Below are 21,747 nucleotides of genomic sequence, written 5' to 3'. Positions count from 1 at the left end.
TTACTGTATATGAATACAGTAATCCACGGAGTTTTCCACAGCCAGTGATAACTGCCGGGCGGTGGCTAAAGCACCTGGGTGAATAACCAGTACAACCCCGCCGCCAGGCCGATGGCGGCGGGCAGCGTCAGCACCCAGGCCAGCAGCATGTTGCGGATGGTCGGCCATTGCAGGCCGCTGCCGTTGGCCGCCATGGTCCCCGCCACTCCCGAGGAGAGCACTTGCGTGGTTGACACCGGCAGGCCGAAGCCATCCGCCGCGCCGATGGTGAGCATGGCCACCAGTTGTGCCGAGGCGCCCTGTGCATAAGTCAGCGGGGTCTTGCCGATGCCTTCGCCCACCGTGGTGACGATGCGCCTCCAGCCAACCAGCGTACCCAGCCCCAGCGCCAGGGCGACCGCGACCTTCACCCACACGGGAATGAAGCGGATGGTGCGGTCGGCCTCATGGCGCAGCGCCTGCAGGCTGCTCCAGGTTTCCAGATCGAAGCGCTGGCCGCTGCGGTCCAGCAGGCGGATGGTTTCCAGGCTCAGGTAGAGGTCGTTGCGCAGGTCCTGCACCGCTTCGGCGGGCACCTCGTCCAACTGTCCGTGGCGCTGCAGCCGTGTACCGATGTCACCGATCACGCTGCCCAGCGATGGCAGCAGTTCGGGACGCACCACTTCGTCTTCCTGATAGCTCAAGAGGGCCTGGCGCGGGTCCGCCGCAGGCGTGCCGCCGCTGCGGTGCAATTGCTCCTGGCTGGTCTGGATGAGGACGAGCAACTGGCGGGATTGCTCCGGGGAATGGGCGCGATCCACCGCGAATGCCAGGGGAACGGTGGCAATCAGGATCAGCATGATCAGGCCGATGCCCTTCTGCCCGTCGTTGGAGCCGTGGGCGAAAGACACACCGGTACAGGTGAGGATGAGGATCGCGCGAATCCATCGGGGTGGCGGCGTGCGGCCTTCCGGTGCATGGAACAGCGCGCGGTTGCGGATGGTGGAACTCATCACGCGCAGCAGCACGAACGCGGCGAAGAAGCCCACCACCGGCGACAGAAAGAGTGCGTAGCCCACTGTCGTCAGCTGCGACCAGGCGTTGCCCGATATGCCGATGTGCCCGGCCATGGCGCCGTGGGCCAGGCCGATGCCGACGATGGAACCGATCAGCGTGTGCGACGAGGACACCGGCAACCCCAGCCACCAGGTGCCGAGGTTCCACAGGATCGAGGCGATCAGCAGGGCGAAGATCATCGCCAACCCGGCGCTGCTATCGACCTTCAGCAGCAGGTCCAGCGGCAGCAGCGAGACGATGGCGAAGGCCACCGCACCGCTGGAAAAGAGCACCCCGAGAAAATTCCACAATCCCGACCAGGCCACCGCGAATCGGGGTGGCAGTGCATTGGTATAGATGACCGTGGCCACCGCGTTGGCGGTGTCGTGGAAGCCGTTGATGAACTCGAAGCCCAGGGCGATCAGCAACGCGACCACCAGTACCAGCACTGACCATCCAGGCTCCAGGTGGGTGCCGCTGGCGCGGATGTCATGGCCGAGCGCGGCGAAGGTGAAGACCAGCGCGCCAGCCAGCAGCAGGAAGAAGGTCAGGCGCCCCTTGAAGCCATGGGTTTCGCGCAGCACGGGGCTGATCGGGAACTGCGTCAGGCGCGAGGCGCGCATCACCTCCAGCATGCCAAAGCGGTCAAGCACGTGAGGGCTTCCTTCGGGTCAGTGGGGACGTCTGGGTCACGGCGGACTCCTTGCGGCGATGCCCTACAGACTAGCCGGACATGGCGATCATGGGCTGGCCGGTAAAGCGGGATCGGCGCTCATGCTATGACGGGGCAGCAGCCATGTTCCTTGATGCCGGTGCTGGCGCGCTGCGCTTTGGGTGCTATGAAAAGAAATGCCCCGGCAAGCCGGGGCATTTTCCATGACTCAGTCGAGCCTTATTCCTGCGGTTTCTTCAGCTTCGGATTAGGGAAGAACTGAACCCCCTGCACCTTCGGGTCCTTGGGCTTTTCCAGCGCGCTGGTGTTGACGCGGGTGGACAGCTCTTTCGGCACCGACTGGCCCTGGGCGTTGAGGGTATCGGCGTAGCCACAGGCCACGCATTCGCGGTGCGGCACCCCGTCGACATCCCACATGACGATCTTGTCCTGCTCGCTGCACGCCGGGCAGACGGCCCCGGCGATGAAGCGTTTCTTCACCTCGCTCATCACGCCGCCTCCTCGGAGAGGCCCGAGTGGCGCAGCAGGGCGTCGATGGACGGTTCGCGGCCGCGGAAAGCGACGAACAGCGCCATCGGCTCCTGGGAGCCGCCCTTGGCCAGGATCGCGTCGCGGAAGGCCGCGCCGGTCGCCGGGTTGAGCACGCCTTCTTCCTCGAAGCGCGAGAAGGCGTCGGCGGACAGCACTTCGGCCCACTTGTAGCTGTAGTAACCGGCCGCGTAACCGCCAGCGAAGATGTGCGCGAAGCTGTTGGCGAAACGGTTGTACGCCGGCGGGCGCATCACCGCGACTTCAGCGCGGATCGCCTCGATCACGTCGAGCACGCTGCGGCCGTCGCCATGGGTGGCGTGCAGCTCGAAGTCGAACAGGGAGAACTCCAGCTGGCGGACCATCATCAGGCCGGACTGGAAGTTCTTCGCGGCGAGCATCTTCTCCAGCAGGTCCTGCGGCAGCGGCGCTCCGGTCTCGTAGTGGCCGGAGATCAGCGCCAGGCCTTCGGGCTCCCAGCACCAGTTCTCCATGAACTGGCTGGGCAGCTCCACTGCGTCCCAGGCCACGCCGTTGATGCCGGAAGCACCGGCATGCTCGACGCGGGTCAGCAGGTGGTGCAGGCCATGGCCGAACTCGTGGAACAGGGTGGTGACTTCATCGTGGGTCAGCAGCGCCGGCTTGCCGCCGACCGCGGGGGTGAAGTTGCACACCAGGTAGGCCACCGGCGCCTGCAGGTCGCCACCGGCGGTGCGGCGACGGTCGCGGGCGCCGTCCATCCAGGCGCCGCCACGCTTGTTGGCGCGGGCGTAGAGGTCGAAGTAGAAGCGGCCGACGTGCTGGCCGTTTTCCTCGATCTCGAACAGGCGCACGTCCGGGTGCCAGCGCTCGAAGTCGTTCAGTTCGCGAATCTGGATGCCGTAGAGCTTCTGCACGATGGCGAACAGGCCGCCAAGCACCTTGTCGATCGGGAAGTATTCGCGCAGGGCTTCCTGGGACACGCTGTAGCGCGCCTCGCGCAGCTTCTCGCCGAAGTAGCTGGCGTCCCAGCTCGACAGGTTCGCGCAACCCTGCTCGGCGGCGTAGGCCTTGAGCTGCTCGAGGTCCTGGGCGGCGAAGGGCTTGCTGCGCACGGCCAGGTCGCGGAGGAAGTTCAGCACCTGCTCGGGCGTCTCGGCCATCTTGGTGGCCAGCGACAGCTCGGCGAAGTTCTTGAAGCCCAGCAGGTGCGACAGCTCCTGGCGCAGGTCGAGGATTTCCTCCATCACCGGGCCGTTGTCGTTCTGCCCGGCATTAGGGCCCTGATCGGAGGCGCGGGTGCAGTACGCGGCGTAGACCTCTTCGCGCAGGGCGCGGTCTTCGGCGTAGGTCATGACGGCGTAGTAGCTGGGGAATTCCAGGCTGATCAGCCAGCCGTCGAGTTCCTTGGCCTGCGCGGCGGCCTGCATCTGCGCCTTGGCCGAGTCGGTCAGGCCGGCGAGGGCGGCTTCGTCGGTGACGTGCTTGGTCCAGGCCTGGGTGGCGTCCAGCAGCTGGTTGGAGAAGCGGCTGCCCAGCTCGGACAGGCGCGTCTGGATCTCGGCGTAGCGCTGCTGCTGGTCGGCCGGCAGGTCGATACCCGACAGACGGAAGTCGCGCAGGGCGTGTTCGAGGATGGTCTTCTGGGCGACGTCGTAACCCTTCGACTCGGGGCTGCTGGCGAGAGCCTCGTAGGCCTTGAACAGCTCGGAGTTCTGGCCCAGTTCGGTCCAGTAGGCGGACAACAGCGGCAGGCAGCCTTCATAGGCGTCGCGCAACTCGGCGCTGTTGCACACCGCGTTGAGGTGGCTGACCGGGCTCCAGGCCTTGCCCAGGCGGTCATGCAGTTCGTCCATGGCCAGCACCAGGCCGGCCCAGGTCGGGGTGCCGTTCTGCTGGGCGAGGATGCGCGCGATGGCCGCGCGGTTGTCGGCGAGGATCTGCTCGATGGCCGGCTTCACGTGTTCGGGGCGAATGGACGAGAAGGGCGGCAGGTCGTAGCTCTGCAGAAGAGGATTCGCGCTCACGGTGGCACCTTGGCTGAAGAAACACTCGGCCATCTTAAATACAATCGGGCCTATTCGCAGCCAGAGAGACTCTATCGTGACTATTCGTTCGTATCAGGGCAAAACGCCATCTCTCGGCGAGCGCGTCTTCGTCGACGCCAGCGCCGTGGTCATCGGTGACGTGGAGATCGGCGCCGACAGCTCGGTCTGGCCGCTGGTGGTGATCCGCGGCGACATGCACCGCATCCGCATCGGCGCGCGCACCAGCGTGCAGGATGGCAGCGTGCTGCACATCACCCACGCCGGCCCGTTCAACCCGGACGGCTTCCCGCTGACCATCGGCGACGAAGTGACCATCGGGCACAAGGTGCTGCTGCATGGCTGCACCATCGGCAGCCGCATCCTGGTGGGCATGGGGTCCATCGTGATGGACGGGGCGGTGATCGAGGACGAGGTGATCCTCGGCGCCGGCAGCCTGGTGCCGCCGGGCAAGGTGCTGGAGAGCGGCTTCCTCTATGTCGGCAGCCCGGTGAAGAAGGCCCGTCCGCTGACGGACAAGGAGCGCGCGTTCTTCAGCTATACCGCCGGCAACTACGTGAAGCTGAAGGATCAGCATATTGCCGAGGGGTTTGCCGGATGATCGCACCTGCGCCCATGTTCTGATCGTCCTCATTCGGTTGGGCGGTTCGCGAGCAAGCCCCGGCCAAACCGCCAGACGGCCCGCCGCGCCAGACCTCGCGCCCTATACTGAGCCAAGGTGACCGGACGCCAGGGCGTGCCCGGCCGAAGTCAGTAGCGGGCGGCGCCGGGGATGCCGCCGAGCCGGCGGGCGGTCATGAACAGTCTGTGCTCCTTCTGCTCCACCGTTTCGCCCTGGCGGCGTGGCGGTGTCGTTGCGCTGCTTCTGCTGGCGCTGGGCGGCTGTGCCCATCACCCCGCCACACCCACCGCTCCGCTCACCGAAGCCACCTGGCGCCAGGTCGATGCCGACATCGGTGCCGCCTCCCTGGCCGCCACTTCCCAGGCCCGTGCCTACGCCGAAGAAGCGATGCAGCAATGGATGGACCTGGTTTACCAGCGCACCGACGAGAAATTCATCCCCTGGTTCTCCAGCTACTGGACCCAGCAATGGCTGGGCATGAAGGTCGCCTGGTACAAGATGGGCTCCCACGGCGACCTCGACCCCACCGTCGACAAACTCGCCGCCTACCTGCAGGAGCAGTACCGCAAGCAGGTGCTCGTCCCAGTGGCGAAACAGGTCGATCCCGACTCGGTAATGGAGAAGGCCACGCGGCATTACATCGAACTGCTCAGTGTGGCGGTGAAGGAAATTCCCCAGCGCCGCGGCATCCCGCAGAAGGCCTTCGATGAACACCTGATGGGCGTTCCGGCCATCAGCCTCGGCCCGCCCTCCAGTCGCGATGCCTCGCTGTATGACGTGGTGAACGCCAAGGACATCGGCAAGCTGCCCGCCTTCGCCGCACTGATGCAGGAGATTCGCAGCGCCTCCGGCAAGGCCGGCGCCGGCACCAAGGTCAGCGGCGTCTCGCCGGTGGCGCAGCGCACCAGCGCCAAGCTGGTCAATGAACTGAAGAACCGCAGCATCGCCGGCGTGGTGGCTGGCGCAGCGGGCAAGGTCGCCGGGTCGGTCATCTCGGTGGCCTTCACCCTGTTCAGCATGGCCGGCAACGACAAGGAACGGCCCGAGGTGGAGACCCAGCTGCGCAAGGAGATCAACGCTGCCTTCGACGAACAGTGGCTGGCGCTGATGCGTGATCCGGAGGGCGGGGTGATGTCCGGCGTCGATCACCTGGGCGCCCGCGTCCAGGCCAGCCTGACCGGCCGCCTGGCACAACCCGAGGACGAGCCAGACGATGACTCAAGCGTGCAGACCTATGGTGCCGGGGAGGCCGAGCCGGTGAGCGTCAGCGGTGGCTTCCGGGTGCTCAGGCAGGGCCAGGGCGCGGCGCCCTGAGGTGTCGTTCGGCGCTCCGCGCTTCGCGCAGGCGGCCATGCACAGTATCCTTCCCGCCCGACTTTCGCGGCCGGACGCTGATCCCATGCATTACCAGAACATCCTCTTCGACCTCGACGGCACCCTCACCGACCCGCGCGAGGGCATCACCCGCTCGATCCAGTACGCGCTCGCCCAACTGGGCATCGATGAGCCGGACCTGCGCCAGCTCGAACATTTCATCGGCCCGCCGCTGCTGCAGTGCTTCATGAGCACCTACGACTTCGACGAGGCGCGTGCCTGGGAGGCGGTGAACCACTACCGCGTGCGCTTCAAGGACACCGGGCTGTACGAGAACAAGGTGTTCGACGGCGTCGGCGAGCTCCTGCAACTGCTCGCTGGCCAGGGCCGTGCGCTATACATCTGCACCAGCAAGCCGACCGTGTTCGCGGCGGAAATCGCCCGCCACTTCGACTTCGCCAAACACTTCAAAGTGATCTACGGCAGCGAGCTGGACGGCACACGGACCAACAAGGTGGAGCTGATCGAGCATCTGCTGGCTATCGAGAAGCTGAACCTGGCGCAGACGCTGATGATCGGCGACCGCAAGCACGACCTGATCGGCGCCCATCGTAATGGCCTGTCCGCTGCCGGTGTCGGCTATGGCTTTGGCAGCCGCGAGGAACTGATGGCGGAAAGCCCGGCGCACTACTTCGCGAGCATGGACGAGCTGCGCGCGGCGTTTGCCTGATATTCCTGTGCCGGGACTGTTCGCGAGCAAGCTCGCTCCCACGAAGAGCAATTGCTCCCTGTAGGAGCGAGCTTGCTCGCGAACCGACGTGACAGCCCGTACCGTGGTATGCCCCCGTGCGTTCCCAACCAGATGTGCGGCCGGCTCAGCGTGAGGGGTTTGGCTGTTGTAGGAGCAACCGTCTTCTCTGGATAGTCCGTCGCTGCATCTTCCCCCCTCACCCCAACCCTGGCTGCGCGCCCCGCTCCTCAGGGAGAGGGGGCAGTCCGAGCCGACTGACGCAAAGGTTTCATCCTGCACCGAACGGTCCCCTCTCCCCTTGGGAGAGGGCTAGGGTGAGGGATGGCCCAAGTGCGGAGGTATCTCGTAGGAGCGGATTCATCCGCGATCGATTCCCGGCCGCTCCAAGCAAGCCGGTTGCACATCGCGGACGCAGTCCGCTCCTACGAAAACGGTTAGACCGCGCGGTGCTTCAGGCGCGCAACCACTCCGCCAGCCGCCCCATCATCTCGTCGCACCTGGCCAACTGCTCCAGGCTGACGAATTCGTCCGGCTTGTGGCCCTGGTCCATGCTGCCCGGACCGCAGACCACGGTGGGAATGCCGGCCTGGTCGAACAGCCCACCCTCGGTGCCGTAGGCGACGGTGGTGAAGTCGCGCGAACCGCTCAGCAGCGCGATCAGCTCGGCGGCCTGGGCCTGCTGGTCGGTGACCAGGGCGGGATAGGCCGAGAGTTCGCTGAAGCGGATATCCGTCTCGGCCTTCACCGCGCGCATCTTCGGCAGCAGCTCGGCCTCGGCGAAGGCGCGCAGGTCATCGGCGACCTGTTGCGGATCATCGCTGGGCAGCGCGCGCACTTCGAAATCGAACTGGCACTCGGCGGGCACGATGTTCAGCGCGCGGCCGCCGCTGATCACGCCGGTCTGCACGGTGGAATAGGGCGGATCGAAGCGCGGGTCGTGGCGCGCAGGCTCCGCCAGGCGGGTGCCGATCTCGCCGAGGCGGCCGATCAGCTTCGCCGCGTATTCGATGGCATTCACGCCCTGCGGCGCATAGGCCGAGTGGCAGGGCGCGCCGTGTACCTGGCAGCGCATGGCGAGCTTGCCCTTGTGGCCGAGCACCGGCTTGAGTTCGGTGGGCTCGCCGATGATGCACAGCATCGGCTTGTGCTCGCGGTGTTCCAGCGCGGCGAGCAGCGAGCGCACGCCCAGGCAGCCGACTTCCTCGTCGTAGGAGAACGCCAGGTGCACCGGCAGGCGCAGCGGTTGGGCGAGGAACGCCGGCACTGCCGCCAGCACGCAGGCGATGTAGCCCTTCATGTCCGCCGTGCCGCGTCCGTAAAGACGGCCATCGCGCTCGGTCAGCTCGAACGGCGGGACCGTCCACGGCTGGCCGTCGGTGGGCACTACGTCGGTGTGGCCTGACAGGCACACGCCGCCGCGATCCTGCGGTCCCAGCGTGGCGTAGAGGTTGGCCTTGCCACCTTCGGCATCGTGAAACAGCTCGCAGGCGATGCCGTGGCCTGCGAGGTAGTCGCGGATGTAGTGGATCAGCGCCAGGTTGGAGTTGCGGCTGACGGTGTCGAAGGCGATCAGGTCGGCGAGGATTTCACGGCTGGAAGGCATGGTCGGGTCCTGCTTTTTGGCTCTTCGTAGGAGCGAGCTTGCTCGCGAACCCGCCCCGCTGCGGAGGCTGTTCGCGAGCAAGCTCGCTCCTACAGGGGGCATGGCGTTACTCGTCGCCCGGCACACCGTAGCTCGGTGCCTTGGTCGGGTCGAGGGCGCGCACAAGGTAGTCCTCCAGCTGCGGCTTGTAGGCCACCCAGAGTTTTTCCAGCTCATCGATGGGCGCTTCATCCGCCCAGTCCACACGCAGGTCGACGATCGGCCAGACCAGGTCGCCGACGACTTTGAGCGCGGCCGAGTGCACCGGACCGGCTTCGCCACCGGCGGCCATCGCGGCCTGCATCGCGGCGAGCAGGCGCTCGGCCAGGCAGCCGTTGGCGCCTTCGAAGGCCTGGGTCATGGCTTCGATCACTGCGGGGGAGGACAGCAGGTTGCCCGCCGCCACGCAGTTTTCCCCGGCCACGGCGTTGTACACGCCCAGCGCTTCGCTACCGGTGAACAGCGCGACCTTGCCGTGCTGGTCGATCACCGTCACCTGGCGGTACTGGCTATAGCCGTTGCTGGAGAGCGCCTTGTCCAGCGCCGCGCCGGGTTCGAGGCCGGCTTCGAGCTGGTCGAGGATCTGCGGGCCGAGGGCCGGCAGGGTGATGTTCTGCGTGGCCACCGCGCCGACGCCGGCGCGTACCCAGGGGCAGCGGGCGCCCACGGCAATGCTCGAGGAGCTGATGGCGATACCCAATTGTCCGGTTTCGGCGCAGCGGCCGACGATGGAGAAGGTCATGGTGGCTCCTTGCTTGTTCTACTAGCTAAAACGACAAAGGGCGATGCGGAAAATCCGCATCGCCTGCACGCTTGAAAGCGTTACGAGCGACGGCCCCGCCTTGACTGGCCTAGCGCAGTCGCTTTCAGTCCGGAATGACCGCGATGACGTCGATTTCCATCAGCCACTGCGGCTGACCGAGGGCCGAGACCACCAGGCCGGTGGAGATCGGGAACACGCCCTTCAGCCACTTGCCGACTTCCTGGTACACCGGCTCGCGGTAGCGCGGGTCGATCAGGTAGGTGGTGGTCTTGACGATGTGCGACAGGTCGCTGCCGGCTTCTTCCAGCAGTTGCTTGACGTTCTTCATCGCCTGTTCGGCCTGGGCACGCGGATCGCCCAGCCCTACCAGGTTGCCCTCGAAGTCGGTACCGACCTGGCCGCGCACGTACACGGTGTTGCCGGCACGCACGGCCTGGCAGAGGTCGTTGTCCAGGGTCTGGTTCGGGTAGGTGTCCTTGGTGTTGAACATGCGGATGCGAGTATGGGTAGGCATCTCTTACTCCCAGGATGCGGCTTTCTGAACGGAGGAGCCTTCGCGCTGCGAGGCGTCCTGATATTCGACGTAACGGCGCTGGGTGGCGATGTGGCCGGCCACATGCTTGGCGTCGTGCCACACGCCCCAGATGAAGGTGGAACCGCGACGGGACAGCCACGGCAGGCCGACGAAGTACACGCCCGGCTCGCGGGAGACGCCGCGCTGGTGCTTGGGCTTGCCCTTGTCGTCGAAGGCATTCACCTGCAGCCAGTTGAAGTCCACGGCGTAGCCGGTGGCCCAGATGATCGCGGTGATGCCGGCGTCGGCGAGGTTCAGCTCCTGGATCGGATGGCGAATGCACTCGGCGTCCGCGTAGACCTTGCGGGCCTCCGGCTCCAGCGGCAGGTCGAGGCCGTTGCGCTCGATGTAGGCGTCGGCGGCGTCGAGCAGGCCGAGGTAGTTGTCATCGCCGGCCTTCAGGTTGGCCACCAGGTCGTCCTGGAAGCTCACCTTGCCGTCGGCGAAGGCCTTGGTCAGGCCGGTCAGGGTGATGCCCTCGTTGGCCAGGCGACGGAAGTCGATGGTCTCGCCACCACGGGCACCGCTCACGGCGATGGTCACGTGCTCGCGGCCCGGCTGCACTTCCTCGGCGTCCCACAGGCCGAGCACGCCCAGCCACCAGACGAAGTCGCGGTTGCGGTAGGAGCGCGGCGGGCGGTCATGGGCGCCCACCGACAGGAAGACCTTCTTGCCGGCGCGGTTCAGCTCGTCGGCGATCTGCACGCCGGAAGAGCCGGCGCCGATCACCAGCACGGCGCCTTCGGGCAGCTGCTGCGGGTTGTAGTACTTGGCCGAGTGGATCTGGTACAGGCCTTCGTCCTTCGGCGCGATGGCCGGTATCACCGGGCGCTGGAACGGGCCGGTGGCGGAGACGACGCGCAGGGCCTGGATCGTGCCTTCGGAGGTTTCCACGGTGAAGCCGGGGCGGCCTTCGTTGCGGGTGACCTTCTTCACTTCCACGCCGGTGCGGATCGGCGCGTTGAACTGCTTGGCGTAAGCGACGAAGTAATCCGCCACCTGCTCCTTGTGCGGGAAGTCGTCCGGGCCGACCGGGAATTCCATGTTCGGGAAGCGGTCGTGCCAGGCCGGGCCGTTGGCGACCAGCGAGTCCCAGCGTCCGGTGCGCCAGGCTTCGGCGATGCGGCTCTTTTCCAGCACGATGTGCGGCACGCCCTGTTGGGTCAGGTGCTCGCTCATGGCCACGCCGGCTTGTCCGGCGCCAACGACCAGCGTGTCGATTTCCAGGTTATCAAGCGACTTCTTGCCGAAGGCGCCTGGATTCAGGTCGGTCATGGCTTGCTTCCTCAGACTCTGATCACGTTTGTTCTTGTTGCGGCTAGGGAGGAGGTGTTGGCCGCATTCTGTTCAGAGGCTGGGAATAGCGAAATTATGTTTTTTGTAGTCGCAGGCTAGGGAAAAGCTGCACCCACGCAAACCCCGCGGCCCGCGGGCTGCAGGGGAGGGGGTATAGGATTTTTGGTGGCTGGGGCGACAAATTGGATAGGCAGGAGGTGCCTTGTGCGTGCCCTGCCTGTTCCGATCAAGTCAAAAACACCCTCACCCCAGCCCTCTCCCAGAGGGAGCCGATCGTGCCGGCGGACACCGTGGATTCATCCTGCGCCGATCAGTCCCCTCTCCCTCCGGGAGAGGGTTAGGGTGAGGGGCCGCAGGCCTGCCGTGCCCCTGAAAGTGTCAGGCTCAGCGACTCTGCGCCACCGCCTCGAGAAACCGCTCCAGCACCAGGTTCGGCCGGCGGCCCTTGCGGGTCACCACGGTCAGCGGGATGTCGTAGTGGAAGCGCTCCGGCCGCAGCGCGCGCAGGCGGCCCTGGGCGACCCAGTCGGCGGCGTAGTGGTCGGGCAGGTAGCCGATGTAGCTGCCGGTGAGGATCAGGAAGGCCATGCCCTCGCGGTCCGAGGCCGTGGCGCTGCCGGAGAGTTCCTGGTGGCGCTCCTGCGCCTCGGCCGGAATGCGGTAACTTGGCGCCACCGCGTCGCAGGCGTGGATTTCCTGCACGGTGATGCCCGCATCGTCGCGCTCGAACAGCGGGTGCTCCTGGCTGCAGAACAGCAGCGAACGCTCCTCGTATAAAGAGGAGTATTCCAGCCCCGACAGCGGGCTGATGAGCGGCACCACGCCGACATGCAACCGCCCGTCGAGAACTCCCAGCTCGATCTCGTTGGGCGTGGTCATGCCGATATTGATCCGCACGCCCGGCCCGCTGGCCTTCAGCGCGCGCAGGGCATGGGTGATGCGCATCTGCGGCAGGGTCACCAGGTTGTTGATGATGCCGATGTTCAGCTCGCCGCGCAGGTGCTGGTGCAGCTCGTTGACCTCGGCGCGGAAGCCCTCCAGCGCCGCCAACAGCGATTGCGTGGCGCGGTAGACCTCGCGGCCCTCGTCGGTCAGTGCGAAACCTGCCCGGCCGCGCTGGCACAGGCGCATGCCCAGGCGCTTTTCCAGGTCGCCCATGTGCAGGCTGATCGCCGAGCGGCTGATGCCCAGCGTGCTCTCGGCGGCCGAGAAGCTGCCGCACTCGACTATGGTTTTGAAGATGCGCAGCAGGCGGATCTCGAAATCGCTGACCTGGCCCAGGGAAGGCGCCCGTTGTTTCGCCATTTTAGTTTTACCAATCCGAAACTGAACGTAAGAAGAATAAGCTTTAACTCACGTTAAGTCAGGCCCAATCTACTGTCATCGCGCCAGGCCCGCCGCGGCCTGCGCGCCCAACAAGACTGTCTTCGAGGACAAGCTGCATGAACCAGCAAGTGAACGTCACCCCGTCGGTGGCCAGCGAACTGAACCTGAAGGCCCACTGGATGCCCTTCAGCGCCAACCGCAACTTCCACAAAGACCCGCGCATCATCGTCGCCGCGGAAGGCAGCTGGCTGGTGGACGACAAGGGCCGCAAGATCTACGACAGCCTGTCGGGCCTGTGGACCTGCGGCGCCGGTCACTCGCGCAAGGAAATCGCCGACGCGGTGGCCAAGCAGCTGACCACCCTCGACTACTCCCCGGCCTTCCAGTACGGCCACCCGCTGTCCTTCAAGCTGGCCGAGAAGATCACCCAGCTGACCCCGGCCGGCCTCGACCACGTGTTCTTCACCGGCTCGGGCTCCGAGTGCGCCGACACCTCGATCAAGATGGCCCGCGCCTACTGGCGCCTGAAAGGCCAGGCGCAGAAGACCAAGCTGATCGGCCGCGCCCGTGGCTACCACGGTGTGAACGTCGCCGGCACCGCCCTGGGCGGCATCGGCGGCAACCGCAAGATGTTCGGCCAGCTGATGGACGTCGACCACCTGCCGCACACCCTGCAGCCGGGCCTGGCCTTCACCAAGGGCATGGCCGAGACGGGCGGCGTCGAGCTGGCCAACGAATTGCTCAAGCTGATCGAGCTGCATGACGCCTCCAACATCGCCGCCGTCATCGTCGAGCCGATGTCCGGTTCCGCTGGCGTGCTGGTGCCGCCGAAGGGCTACCTGCAACGCCTGCGCGAAATCTGCGACCAGCACAACATCCTGCTGATCTTCGACGAAGTGATCACCGCCTTCGGCCGCATGGGCAAGGCCACCGGCGCCGAGTTCTTCGGCGTGAAGCCGGACATCATGAACGTCGCCAAGCAGGTCACCAACGGCGCTATCCCCATGGGCGCGGTGATCGCCAGCAGCGAAATCTACGACACCTTCATGGGCCAGAACCTGCCGGAATACGCCGTCGAGTTCGGCCATGGCTACACCTACTCCGCGCACCCGGTCGCCTGCGCCGCCGGTCTTGCCGCGCTGGACCTGCTGGAGAAGGAAAACCTGATCCAGCAGTCCCTGGAACTGGCTCCGCACTTCGAGAAGGCCCTGCACGGCCTGAAAGGCGCGAAGAACGTCGTCGACATCCGCAACTGCGGCCTGGCCGGCGCCATCCAGATCGGCGCCCGTGACGGCGATGCCATCGTGCGCCCGTTCGAAGCCAGCATGAAGCTGTGGAAAGAAGGCTTCTACGTGCGCTTCGGCGGCGACACCCTGCAGTTCGGCCCGACCTTCAACGCCAAGCCCGAAGACCTGGACCGCCTGTTCAGCGCCGTCGGTGACGCCCTCAACGGGGTGGCGTAAGTGAGCGAACGTCCGAAGGCCGTCCCGACGGTACAGATCGACAACGACAAGGTCCTGGTCACCGAGTGGCGCTTCGCCCCCGGTGCCGAGACCGGCTGGCACCGCCACGGCATGGAATACGTCGTGGTCCCGGTGACCAACGGCGAGCTGCTGCTGGAAACCCCCGAGGGCGAGCGCCGTGCGCCGCTGGTCCTGGGGGCGAGCTACACCCGCCAGATCGGTACCGAGCACAACGTGATCAACCCGTGCGATCACGAAGTGGCCTTCATCGAGATCGAGCTCAAGGACGGTCAGCCGCACGCCCACTGAGCGCGCGGGCACGCGAGAAGGCATGCCGCGACGAGTCACCTTAGAGTGACTGCCGGCGTGCCTTGCAGCCCACGCTTCATACCGAACAATCCCCTCTCCCTTCAGGGAGAGGGCTAGGGAGAGGGGCTCCTTGCGAGCCCCGCCCCAATACTTTCAGCGAGAAGAGACTTCCCATGACCACCGTCAAGCACCTGATCGGCGGCGAAATGATCGCCGACACCGGCCGCACCGCCGACGTCTTCAACCCGTCCACCGGCGAAGCCATCCGCAAGGTTCCGCTGGCCAGCCGCGAAACCGTGCAGCAGGCCATCGACGCCGCCAAGGCCGCCTTTCCGGCCTGGCGCAACACCCCGCCGGCCAAGCGCGCCCAGGTGCTGTTCCGCTTCAAGCAACTGCTCGAAGCCAACGAAGCGCGCATCAGCCAGCTGATCAGCGAAGAACACGGCAAGACCCTGGAAGACGCCGCCGGTGAACTCAAGCGCGGCATCGAGAACGTCGAGTACGCCAGCGCTGCCCCGGAAATCCTCAAGGGCGAATACAGCCGCAACGTCGGCCCGAACATCGACGCCTGGAGTGACTTCCAGCCGATCGGCGTGGTCGCCGGCATCACCCCGTTCAACTTCCCGGCCATGGTGCCGCTGTGGATGTACCCGCTGGCCATCGCCTGCGGCAACACCTTCATCCTCAAGCCGTCCGAGCGTGACCCGAGCTCCACCCTGCTGATCGCCGAACTGTTCGAAGAAGCCGGCCTGCCCAAGGGCGTGCTGAACGTGGTGCACGGCGACAAGACCGCCGTCGACGCGCTGATCGAGGCCCCGGAAGTCAAAGCCCTGAGCTTCGTCGGTTCGACCCCGATCGCCGAGTACATCTATTCCGAAGGCACCAAGCGCGGCAAGCGCGTACAGGCCCTGGGCGGCGCCAAGAACCACGCCGTGCTGATGCCCGACTGCGACCTGGACAACGCCGTCAGCGCCCTAATGGGGGCGGCCTACGGCTCCTGCGGCGAGCGCTGCATGGCCATCTCCGTGGCCGTGTGCGTGGGCGACCAGATCGGCGACGCGCTGGTCGAGAAGATCGTTCCGCAGATCAAGGCCCTGAAAATCGGCGCCGGCACCTCCTGCGGCCTGGACATGGGCCCGCTGGTTACCGGCGCTGCCCAGCAGAAAGTCACCGGCTACATCGACGCCGGTGTCGAGCAGGGCGCCCAGCTGCTGGTCGACGGCCGCAACTACAAGGTCGCCGGTCATGAGAACGGCTTCTTCGTCGGCGGCACCCTGTTCGACAAGGTGACCCCGGACATGACCATCTACCAGGAAGAAATCTTCGGCCCAGTGCTGTGCATCGTGCGCGTGAACAGCCTGGAAGAAGCCATGCAACTGATCAACGACCACGAATACGGCAACGGCACCTGCATCTTCACCCGCGACGGTGAAGCGGCGCGCCTGTTCTGCGACGAGATCGAAGTCGGCATGGTCGGCGTCAACGTACCGCTGCCGGTACCGGTGGCCTACCACAGCTTCGGCGGCTGGAAGCGTTCGCTGTTCGGCGACCTGCACGCCTACGGCCCGGATGGCGTGCGCTTCTATACCAAGCGCAAGGCCATCACCCAGCGCTGGCCGCAGCGCAAGTCGCACGAAGCGGCGCAGTTCGCCTTCCCCAGCAATGGCTGATGGTGAATAGGTGAAGAAAAAGGCCGGTCAGTTGACCGGCCTTTTTCGTTTTCAGGGGGCGCAGGCGCGGCGTGAGAATGGTCTCGCCTGCTTTGAGCCCGGCAATCAGCCCAAATGCTTCTTCAGGTAGATACGCTGATGCCCCGGCGGGCAATCCTCGAGCACGCCCATGCGCTCGAAGCCCTGTTTCTCGTAGAAGCCGGGGGCCTGGAAGCTGTAGGTGTAGAGGAACAGGCCGACGCAGCCGCGGCGGCGGGCTTCGTCTTCGGCCAGGGCGATGAGCTGGCTGCCCAGGCCGCTGCCGCGCTGGTCGTCCTGCAGCCAGAGGTAGTCGATGTAGAGCCAGCCCATGCCGGATTGGCCGAACATGCCGCCGACCACTTCGCCATCCGGGTCGCGGGCGTAGAGTTCGAAGTCGTCGTAGGTGTTGCTGCGGCCCATCTGCCCGAGGTTGTAGGCGAGCAGGCCCTTGACCACGACGTCGCGCGCCTGCGGGTCGATGCCGAGGGTGAAGTTGAAGGTGGTTTGCATGGTGCCCTCCGGATTGGCGAAGGCGACCAGTCTAGGGAGATGCCGCCGCCATGGGTAGGCGTCTTTGGTAGCGGCGGGCGTGCTGGGACGGGTGGCGCGGGAAGCTCAGAGTAGCTCCTTGCGCGACATGTTGATCGACAGCAGCTTGGTATCGCGGAAGAACAGGTAACGGTAGGCCCCGCCGCTGGGGCCGTACATCCAGGTTTCCAGCTGGGCTTCGCCAGGAATGAGCTTACCGGTCGAGTCGCGCCGAGGAGGCCTGGGAGGGACGATCACGCGTTTGGCAGGCTCGCCGCACTTGGCGAGGACTTCGTCCATCGGATCGCCTTCGTTGATCAGGCTGGTGCCGCAGCGCAATGTGCCGGCATGGGCGCCGCTCGCAGCGAGCAGGGCCAGCAGGGGGATCAGCAGGAAGCGCATGGGATTGCTCCGCAGAGGTGCTCACGCCCGACTTTAACCGTCAGGCGTGGCGTGTTCGTTGAGCGGGGGCAGTGCAGGGCGATGTTCTCAGCGCGCGGTGCCCACGTTGCGCACATACAGGTCCTTGCCGCCGCTACCGCCGCCGCGTGCCTGCAGCTCGAAGCGCTTGGGGTGGCCCTTGATCAGGTCGCTGAGCTTCTTGAAGCCATACAGGCGCGGGTCGAACGCGGGTTGCAGCTTGCCGATGTTCTGCCCCAGAGCGCCCAGCTGGACCCAGTCGTCATCGTCGCCGTCGATGTCGTCGAGCACCTTGGCGATGAAGTCCAGCGGGACCTTTTGCGATTTGCGCTTGGCCGCGGGTTTGGGCGTGTCGTTGGCGCTCGGGGCGGCCGTCTTGTCGGTGACGGGTACCGGCTCGACGGGGGCTTCGGGCGTGGCGCGGAGGATTTCGGTGTAGATGAACTTGTCGCAGGCGGAGACGAACGGCTTGGGCGTCTTCTCCTCGCCGAAGCCGTAGACCGTCAGCCCTTCCTCGCGCAGGCGTGCAGCCAGGCGGGTGAAGTCGCTGTCGCTGGAGACCAGGCAGAAGCCGTCGAAGCGGCGGGTGTAGAGCAGGTCCATGGCGTCGATGATCAGCGCGCTGTCGGTGGCGTTCTTGCCGCTGGTGTAGGCGAACTGTTGCATGGGCTGGATGGAGTGGTCCAGCAGCACCTGCTTCCACTTGCCCAGGTTGGGCTTGGTCCAGTCGCCGTAGATGCGCTTGACGCTGGCGACGCCGTACTTGGCGATTTCCTCGAACAGGCCCTCGACAATGGCGGCGGGGGCGTTGTCGGCGTCGATCAGGACGGCGAGGTGCGTCTGCTGGCGCGGGGTGGGGGATCTGGTGGCCATGTTGCATCCTTTCCTTGCGGTCCTTGGACCTTAATCGGATTGGGCTGCGGATACCACCTGCGTGAACGCGTGCTCGCGTCGGCGTTCGTTCAATCGGTGGCGAACTCGCATTTGTCCCGCCCGCTGCGCTTGGCGTCCAGCAGGGCGGCGTCGGCCCGGCTCAGGGTCTGGGAATAGCTTTCGCCCGGATGATGCTCGGCGACGCCGAAGCTGGCGGTCACGGACAGGGCATTGGTGCCCACGCGCACGGCGAGGCAGCGGATGTCGTTGCGCACGCGCTCGATGATCGCGGCGGCGTCGGTGAGGCGAGTATCCGGCAGGATCAGCAGGAACTCCTCGCCGCCCCAGCGGCCGCAGAGGTCGTACTGGCGCAGGGCGGACTCCATGGCGCGGCCGATTTCCACCAGCACGCGGTCGCCGACTTCGTGGCCCCAGGTATCGTTGACCTGCTTGAAGCGATCGACGTCGAGCATGGCCAGCACGTAGGACTCGCCGTGGCGCTGGGCGCGCTCGCTTTCCTCGCGCAGGCGCTCCATCAGCAGTCGGCGGTTGGCGATGCCGGTGAGGGTGTCGTGGGTCGAGGCTTCCTTCAGCGCGACGTTGAGGTCGCGCATCATGTCCTGGTAGCGGTCGGAGATGCGCGCGACCTTTTCCAGCTGGCGCAGTTGCTTGTGGTAGCGCTCGGACAGTGTGCTGTTCTGCTGCCGGGCCATGGACTGGAAGCCGTCGGAAATCCGCGCGATGCGCTCCAGGCGCGCGAGCTGGTCGAGGGACTGCTGGTGCTTCTGGTACAGGGCCTCGCGTAGGGGGTGCCCTTCGTACTGTGGGTCGGCCAGCAGGTCTTCGATCAGCAGGTCCAGCTCGCGCTCGCTAGTCATGGCACTTACTCGTCGTAGGCTTGGATGACGAACGGGAAGGTACAGTCCTCGCGGAATTCCTCGGCCAGTTCGGCGACGCGTTCGTTGCGTCGGTCATAGTGCCATGCCACGCGGGTGGTGCGGCCCTGGCCGTGGGCTTCTTCGAGCAGGTCGAAGATGTCCATCATGGCCTTGATCGAGCTGGTGTTGAGGTACAGCAGGCGCAGGTCGAGTTCCAGCGGGCGCTGTTCCTGGGTGAGGAAGCGCTCGACCCATTCGATGACCTGGCCGAACAGCTCATAGGAGTTCTCCGGGTAGGAGTCGCCCTGCATCGCGAGGATGCCGGCCTGCCAGTCGCCGTGGATCTGTGGGGTGGATTGGGTGCCGTTGACGTGGAGATCGCTCATATCGGGTCTTCCTGAATTTCGCAGATCAGATCACGGCGCGCAGGCTGAAGAAGGCGCGGCCGTCGGGTTGTTCGGTGAGTGAGGTCTTCAGTGGCGCGCTGGACTTGCGGGCAATGTCCAGCAGGCCCAGGCCGGCGCCGGTGGAGGCTTCGGCGTCGCGCGGGCGGCGCAGCTGTTCCTTGTAGGCGGCCTTGAGCTGGGCCTTGTCCAGCCCGGCGATGGCCTCGATGCTGCGTACCAGGCCCTGGCCGTCGGCCAGCTCCACCAGGTTGCCGGCGGAGACCACGTAGTGGCCTTCGTCGTCGCGGGCAATGGCCACGGTGGCCGAGGCTTCCTGATCGTTGTAGCCGCGCAGGGAGGCGTAGTGGCGGATGTTCTGGGTCATCTCGATGTAGACGGCGAACACATCCATCGCTTCGCTGGGGTGGGCCTGCTCGGCCTGCATGTAGTTGCGCAGCGCGTGGCCGATCTCCTCGATCAGGCTGCGCGAGATGGGCCCGTTGAAGCAGAGCAATATGCGTTGCCGGGTGTAGCTCTCGCGCATGGCCAACAGATCTAGCGATTCCATGGATTAACCCCTAGTCGAAGCGGAAAGAGAGAATGGTGATGTCGTCGCGCTGCGGCTGCTCGCCTTGATACTGGGCGAGGGTAGCGGCGAATACGTCGGCCTGCTCTGCCAATGGTCGGCGGGCGTGGTTGCGCAGCAGGGCGGCGAAGCGGCTGTTGCCGAAGCCGAAGCCGTGCTCGCCGCCGGCCTGGTCGAGGAAGCCGTCGGTGCACAGGTAATAGGTCCAGCCGGCTTCCATCGGGATTTCCACGTCCTGATAGTCGCCCTGGCGCTTGTCGCCGATGGCTCGGCGCGCGCCCTTGTATTCGCGCACGTCGTTGCCGTCGCTGGCGAACAGGGAAATCTTCGCCCCGGAGAAATGCAGCAGTTTGCTCTGGTGGTCGACACGCACCAGGCCTGCGTCCATGTTGGTGGCCAGCGAGTGAGTGAACTCCTCCTGCCCGAGCATGCCGCGCATCACGTGGTCGGTTTCATGCAGGATGGCGGCCGGGTCGTGGCTCTTTACGCTGTCGATGGCGTGGTCGATGGCGGCCAGGGCGAGCATGGTCATCAGCGCGCCGGGCACGCCGTGGCCAGCGCAGTCCACCACGCCGATCAGGCTGTCCACTGGGCCTTCGCGATAGATGTAGAAGTCGCCACCGACCACGTCGCGCGGCTTCCACAGGACGAAGTGGTGCTCGCCCAGGGACGCCTTCAGCTGGCGATCGGGGAGGATGGCGCGCTGGATCAGGCTGGCGTAGTCGATGGAGTCGCCGATCTTCTTCTGTGCGGCGGCCATCTCGCGGTTAGCCTTTTCCAGCGCCTGGGTGCGCTGCTGGACCTTGTCTTCCAGCTCCTCGGTGTGCCGGCGGACCTGGTCGGCCATGCTGGCGAAGGCGCTGGAAAGCTCGCCGATCTCGTCCGGGCGGGTGCGCGGCAGCGGGCTGTCGTACTGCCCGGCGGCAATCGCCTTGGCCGACTGCTTGAGGCCGCGCAGCGGGCGCAGCACCAGCAGGTCGACGGTGTAGGCGAAGCCGATCAGCAGGATCGCCAGCAACCCGGCGAGGGTGCCCACCAGCGGCCAGATCCAGCGGCTGTCGAGCACCTGGGCGGCGTGCAGGTCGATGGCGCTGAGCACGTGCCAGCGCAGCTGCGGGATGTAGGCGGTGGCGATCAGCTGTTCCTTGCCGTCGATGGTGCCCCACATGGTTTCCACTTCGCCGGGGTTGGCCTCGGCCTGGCGCAGGGTCTGGCGCAGGGCGGTGCGCTCCTGGTCATTGCCCAGCAGGTCGAACACGTGGTGCTTGGCCTGGCCACTGGAGCCGGAGGAATAGGCGATCAGCCTGGTGTCCGGGTGCGCCTGGATGGCGCCGTCCGGGTCGACGATCATGGGTGTTACCCCGGCCTCGCGGCGGGAGATGAACTGGTCGAGGAATTCGGTAAGGTCCAGGCCGCCACCGGCCAGGCCGACCTTCTCGTTGCCGGCGCGTACGACCATGTTGAACCAGACCTTGGTGACCTTCAGCTTGGCGTCGTAGTTGACGTTGATGTTGTAGGTCTCGTCGCGGGCGAGGGTATCGAAGTACCAGCGGTCCTGCGGGTCGGTGTCGCTCAGGGTGTAGCGCGGGGAGTTGGAGAGCGGCGAGCTGGAGTCGTTGAAGTAGTAGTGGCGCGAGGAGTCCACCACGACGAAATAGGAATAGTTGTGCTGGTCGGCGCGGAAGCCTTCGGCCTCGCGGAAGAACAGCGAGCGGCGCGCCGGGTCGTTTTCGGCCAGCAGCCAGTCCTGGGTCACCACCGATTCGGCCAGGCGCCGCGACAGCGCCAGTTCGCGGATTACCGGTGCGATGATCTTCTGCTGGTTGAGCAGCGTGAAGTTTCTCGCGAAGGCGAGGCCGAAATGCGTGCGGATGTCTTCCATGGCCTTCCAGCCCAGCATCACCGCCGGTACCAGCGCCAGGAGACAGGCGATGAGCAATGCCACCACCGATTTGCCGCGCAACCCCCATCTTGCCGCCATGGCTATCTCATATCCCCGTGTCGCCCGCCGTGTGCCGGTCTTTTGGCGAAAGCTCAATTGTGCATTTTGTATACGGGCACAATC

Annotated in this window: 21 protein-coding genes; 6 read left to right on the top strand and 15 right to left on the bottom strand. The window is 65.8% G+C overall.

Annotated features, from left to right (window positions below):
* Positions 1-65: 65 nt before the first annotated feature.
* The 3 genes from PNI01S_RS13995 to prlC all read right to left on the bottom strand — a co-directional run bounded on the left by PNI01S_RS13995 (position 66) and on the right by prlC (position 4,242).
* Positions 66-1,670, bottom strand: a complete 1,605-nt coding sequence (locus PNI01S_RS13995; RefSeq protein ID WP_084358449.1) for an inorganic phosphate transporter — start codon at positions 1,668-1,670, stop codon at positions 66-68.
* A 257-nt stretch (positions 1,671-1,927) separates the two neighbouring features.
* Positions 1,928-2,197, bottom strand: coding sequence for a YheV family putative zinc ribbon protein (locus PNI01S_RS13990; protein ID WP_024763727.1), 270 nt, complete (start codon positions 2,195-2,197; stop codon positions 1,928-1,930).
* Positions 2,197-4,242, bottom strand: coding sequence for an oligopeptidase A (gene prlC / locus PNI01S_RS13985; protein ID WP_089285800.1), 2,046 nt, complete (start codon positions 4,240-4,242; stop codon positions 2,197-2,199). Before prlC ends, PNI01S_RS13990 begins: the two co-directional genes overlap by 1 nt.
* 76 nt (positions 4,243-4,318) lie before the next feature.
* Here prlC and PNI01S_RS13980 point away from each other — a divergent pair, with 76 nt between their 5' ends.
* From PNI01S_RS13980 to PNI01S_RS13970, 3 genes are all read left to right on the top strand, one after another.
* Positions 4,319-4,861 (top strand): gamma carbonic anhydrase family protein, encoded by a 543-nt coding sequence (locus PNI01S_RS13980; RefSeq protein WP_037011704.1) that lies wholly within the window; start codon positions 4,319-4,321, stop codon positions 4,859-4,861.
* A 195-nt stretch (positions 4,862-5,056) separates the two neighbouring features.
* Complete coding sequence (locus PNI01S_RS13975; RefSeq protein WP_084358447.1) at positions 5,057-6,196, top strand: hypothetical protein; 1,140 nt, start codon at positions 5,057-5,059, stop codon at positions 6,194-6,196.
* An 85-nt stretch (positions 6,197-6,281) separates the two neighbouring features.
* A complete protein-coding gene (locus tag PNI01S_RS13970; protein WP_024763730.1) occupies positions 6,282-6,926 on the top strand; it encodes an HAD family hydrolase in 645 nt (214 codons plus the stop codon).
* A 472-nt stretch (positions 6,927-7,398) separates the two neighbouring features.
* Here the strand turns inward: PNI01S_RS13970 and argE are convergent, their stop codons facing one another.
* The 5 genes from argE to PNI01S_RS13945 all read right to left on the bottom strand — a co-directional run bounded on the left by argE (position 7,399) and on the right by PNI01S_RS13945 (position 12,527).
* Positions 7,399-8,550, bottom strand: a complete 1,152-nt coding sequence (argE, locus tag PNI01S_RS13965) for an acetylornithine deacetylase (protein WP_024763731.1) — start codon at positions 8,548-8,550, stop codon at positions 7,399-7,401.
* A gap of 106 nt (positions 8,551-8,656) precedes the next feature.
* The gene (locus PNI01S_RS13960; protein ID WP_024763732.1) at positions 8,657-9,331 is read right to left on the bottom strand and encodes a DUF1028 domain-containing protein; all 675 of its coding nucleotides are present in this window, start codon (positions 9,329-9,331) and stop codon (positions 8,657-8,659) included.
* Between the two features lie 124 nt (positions 9,332-9,455).
* Positions 9,456-9,866, bottom strand: a complete 411-nt coding sequence (locus tag PNI01S_RS13955) for a RidA family protein (protein WP_015474916.1) — start codon at positions 9,864-9,866, stop codon at positions 9,456-9,458.
* Positions 9,867-9,869: 3 nt separating this feature from the next.
* The gene (locus PNI01S_RS13950; protein WP_024763734.1) at positions 9,870-11,201 is read right to left on the bottom strand and encodes a flavin-containing monooxygenase; all 1,332 of its coding nucleotides are present in this window, start codon (positions 11,199-11,201) and stop codon (positions 9,870-9,872) included.
* Between the two features lie 405 nt (positions 11,202-11,606).
* Positions 11,607-12,527, bottom strand: a complete 921-nt coding sequence (locus PNI01S_RS13945; protein ID WP_024763735.1) for a LysR family transcriptional regulator — start codon at positions 12,525-12,527, stop codon at positions 11,607-11,609.
* 137 nt (positions 12,528-12,664) lie between these two features.
* Between PNI01S_RS13945 and aptA the strand changes: the two genes are divergently transcribed.
* From aptA to PNI01S_RS13930, 3 genes are all read left to right on the top strand, one after another.
* Positions 12,665-14,011 (top strand): omega-aminotransferase AptA, encoded by a 1,347-nt coding sequence (gene aptA / locus PNI01S_RS13940; RefSeq protein ID WP_024763736.1) that lies wholly within the window; start codon positions 12,665-12,667, stop codon positions 14,009-14,011.
* Entirely contained in the window at positions 14,012-14,320 is a 309-nt protein-coding gene (locus PNI01S_RS13935; RefSeq protein ID WP_084358446.1) for a cupin domain-containing protein, read from the top strand.
* Positions 14,321-14,493: 173 nt separating this feature from the next.
* Positions 14,494-15,990 (top strand): CoA-acylating methylmalonate-semialdehyde dehydrogenase, encoded by a 1,497-nt coding sequence (locus tag PNI01S_RS13930; RefSeq protein WP_024766243.1) that lies wholly within the window; start codon positions 14,494-14,496, stop codon positions 15,988-15,990.
* Between the two features lie 105 nt (positions 15,991-16,095).
* Here the strand turns inward: PNI01S_RS13930 and PNI01S_RS13925 are convergent, their stop codons facing one another.
* The 7 genes from PNI01S_RS13925 to siaA all read right to left on the bottom strand — a co-directional run bounded on the left by PNI01S_RS13925 (position 16,096) and on the right by siaA (position 21,663).
* Positions 16,096-16,521: a GNAT family N-acetyltransferase gene (locus tag PNI01S_RS13925; protein ID WP_024766244.1), complete on the bottom strand. Its 426-nt coding sequence runs from the start codon at positions 16,519-16,521 to the stop codon at positions 16,096-16,098.
* Positions 16,522-16,626: 105 nt separating this feature from the next.
* Positions 16,627-16,941, bottom strand: coding sequence for a DUF2845 domain-containing protein (locus tag PNI01S_RS13920; protein WP_024766245.1), 315 nt, complete (start codon positions 16,939-16,941; stop codon positions 16,627-16,629).
* Between the two features lie 87 nt (positions 16,942-17,028).
* A complete protein-coding gene (locus PNI01S_RS13915) occupies positions 17,029-17,832 on the bottom strand; it encodes an NYN domain-containing protein (protein WP_024766246.1) in 804 nt (267 codons plus the stop codon).
* An 89-nt stretch (positions 17,833-17,921) separates the two neighbouring features.
* A complete protein-coding gene (siaD, locus tag PNI01S_RS13910; protein ID WP_024766247.1) occupies positions 17,922-18,710 on the bottom strand; it encodes a biofilm regulation diguanylate cyclase SiaD in 789 nt (262 codons plus the stop codon).
* A 5-nt stretch (positions 18,711-18,715) separates the two neighbouring features.
* Entirely contained in the window at positions 18,716-19,096 is a 381-nt protein-coding gene (gene siaC / locus PNI01S_RS13905; protein ID WP_024766248.1) for a biofilm regulation phosphoprotein SiaC, read from the bottom strand.
* A 25-nt stretch (positions 19,097-19,121) separates the two neighbouring features.
* Positions 19,122-19,664 carry a biofilm regulation protein kinase SiaB gene (gene siaB, locus PNI01S_RS13900; protein ID WP_024766249.1) on the bottom strand — a complete coding sequence of 181 codons (543 nt, stop codon included), beginning with the start codon at positions 19,662-19,664 and terminating at the stop codon, positions 19,122-19,124.
* Positions 19,665-19,674: 10 nt separating this feature from the next.
* On the bottom strand, positions 19,675-21,663 hold the full coding sequence (gene siaA / locus PNI01S_RS13895) for a biofilm regulation protein phosphatase SiaA (RefSeq protein ID WP_024766250.1): 1,989 nt from the start codon (positions 21,661-21,663) through the stop codon (positions 19,675-19,677).
* Positions 21,664-21,747 lie beyond the last annotated feature (84 nt).

The sequence above is a fragment of the Pseudomonas nitroreducens NBRC 12694 genome (assembly GCF_002091755.1).
Taxonomy (GTDB): domain Bacteria; phylum Pseudomonadota; class Gammaproteobacteria; order Pseudomonadales; family Pseudomonadaceae; genus Pseudomonas; species Pseudomonas nitroreducens.
This window is presented reverse-complemented; position numbering and strand designations above follow the sequence as displayed.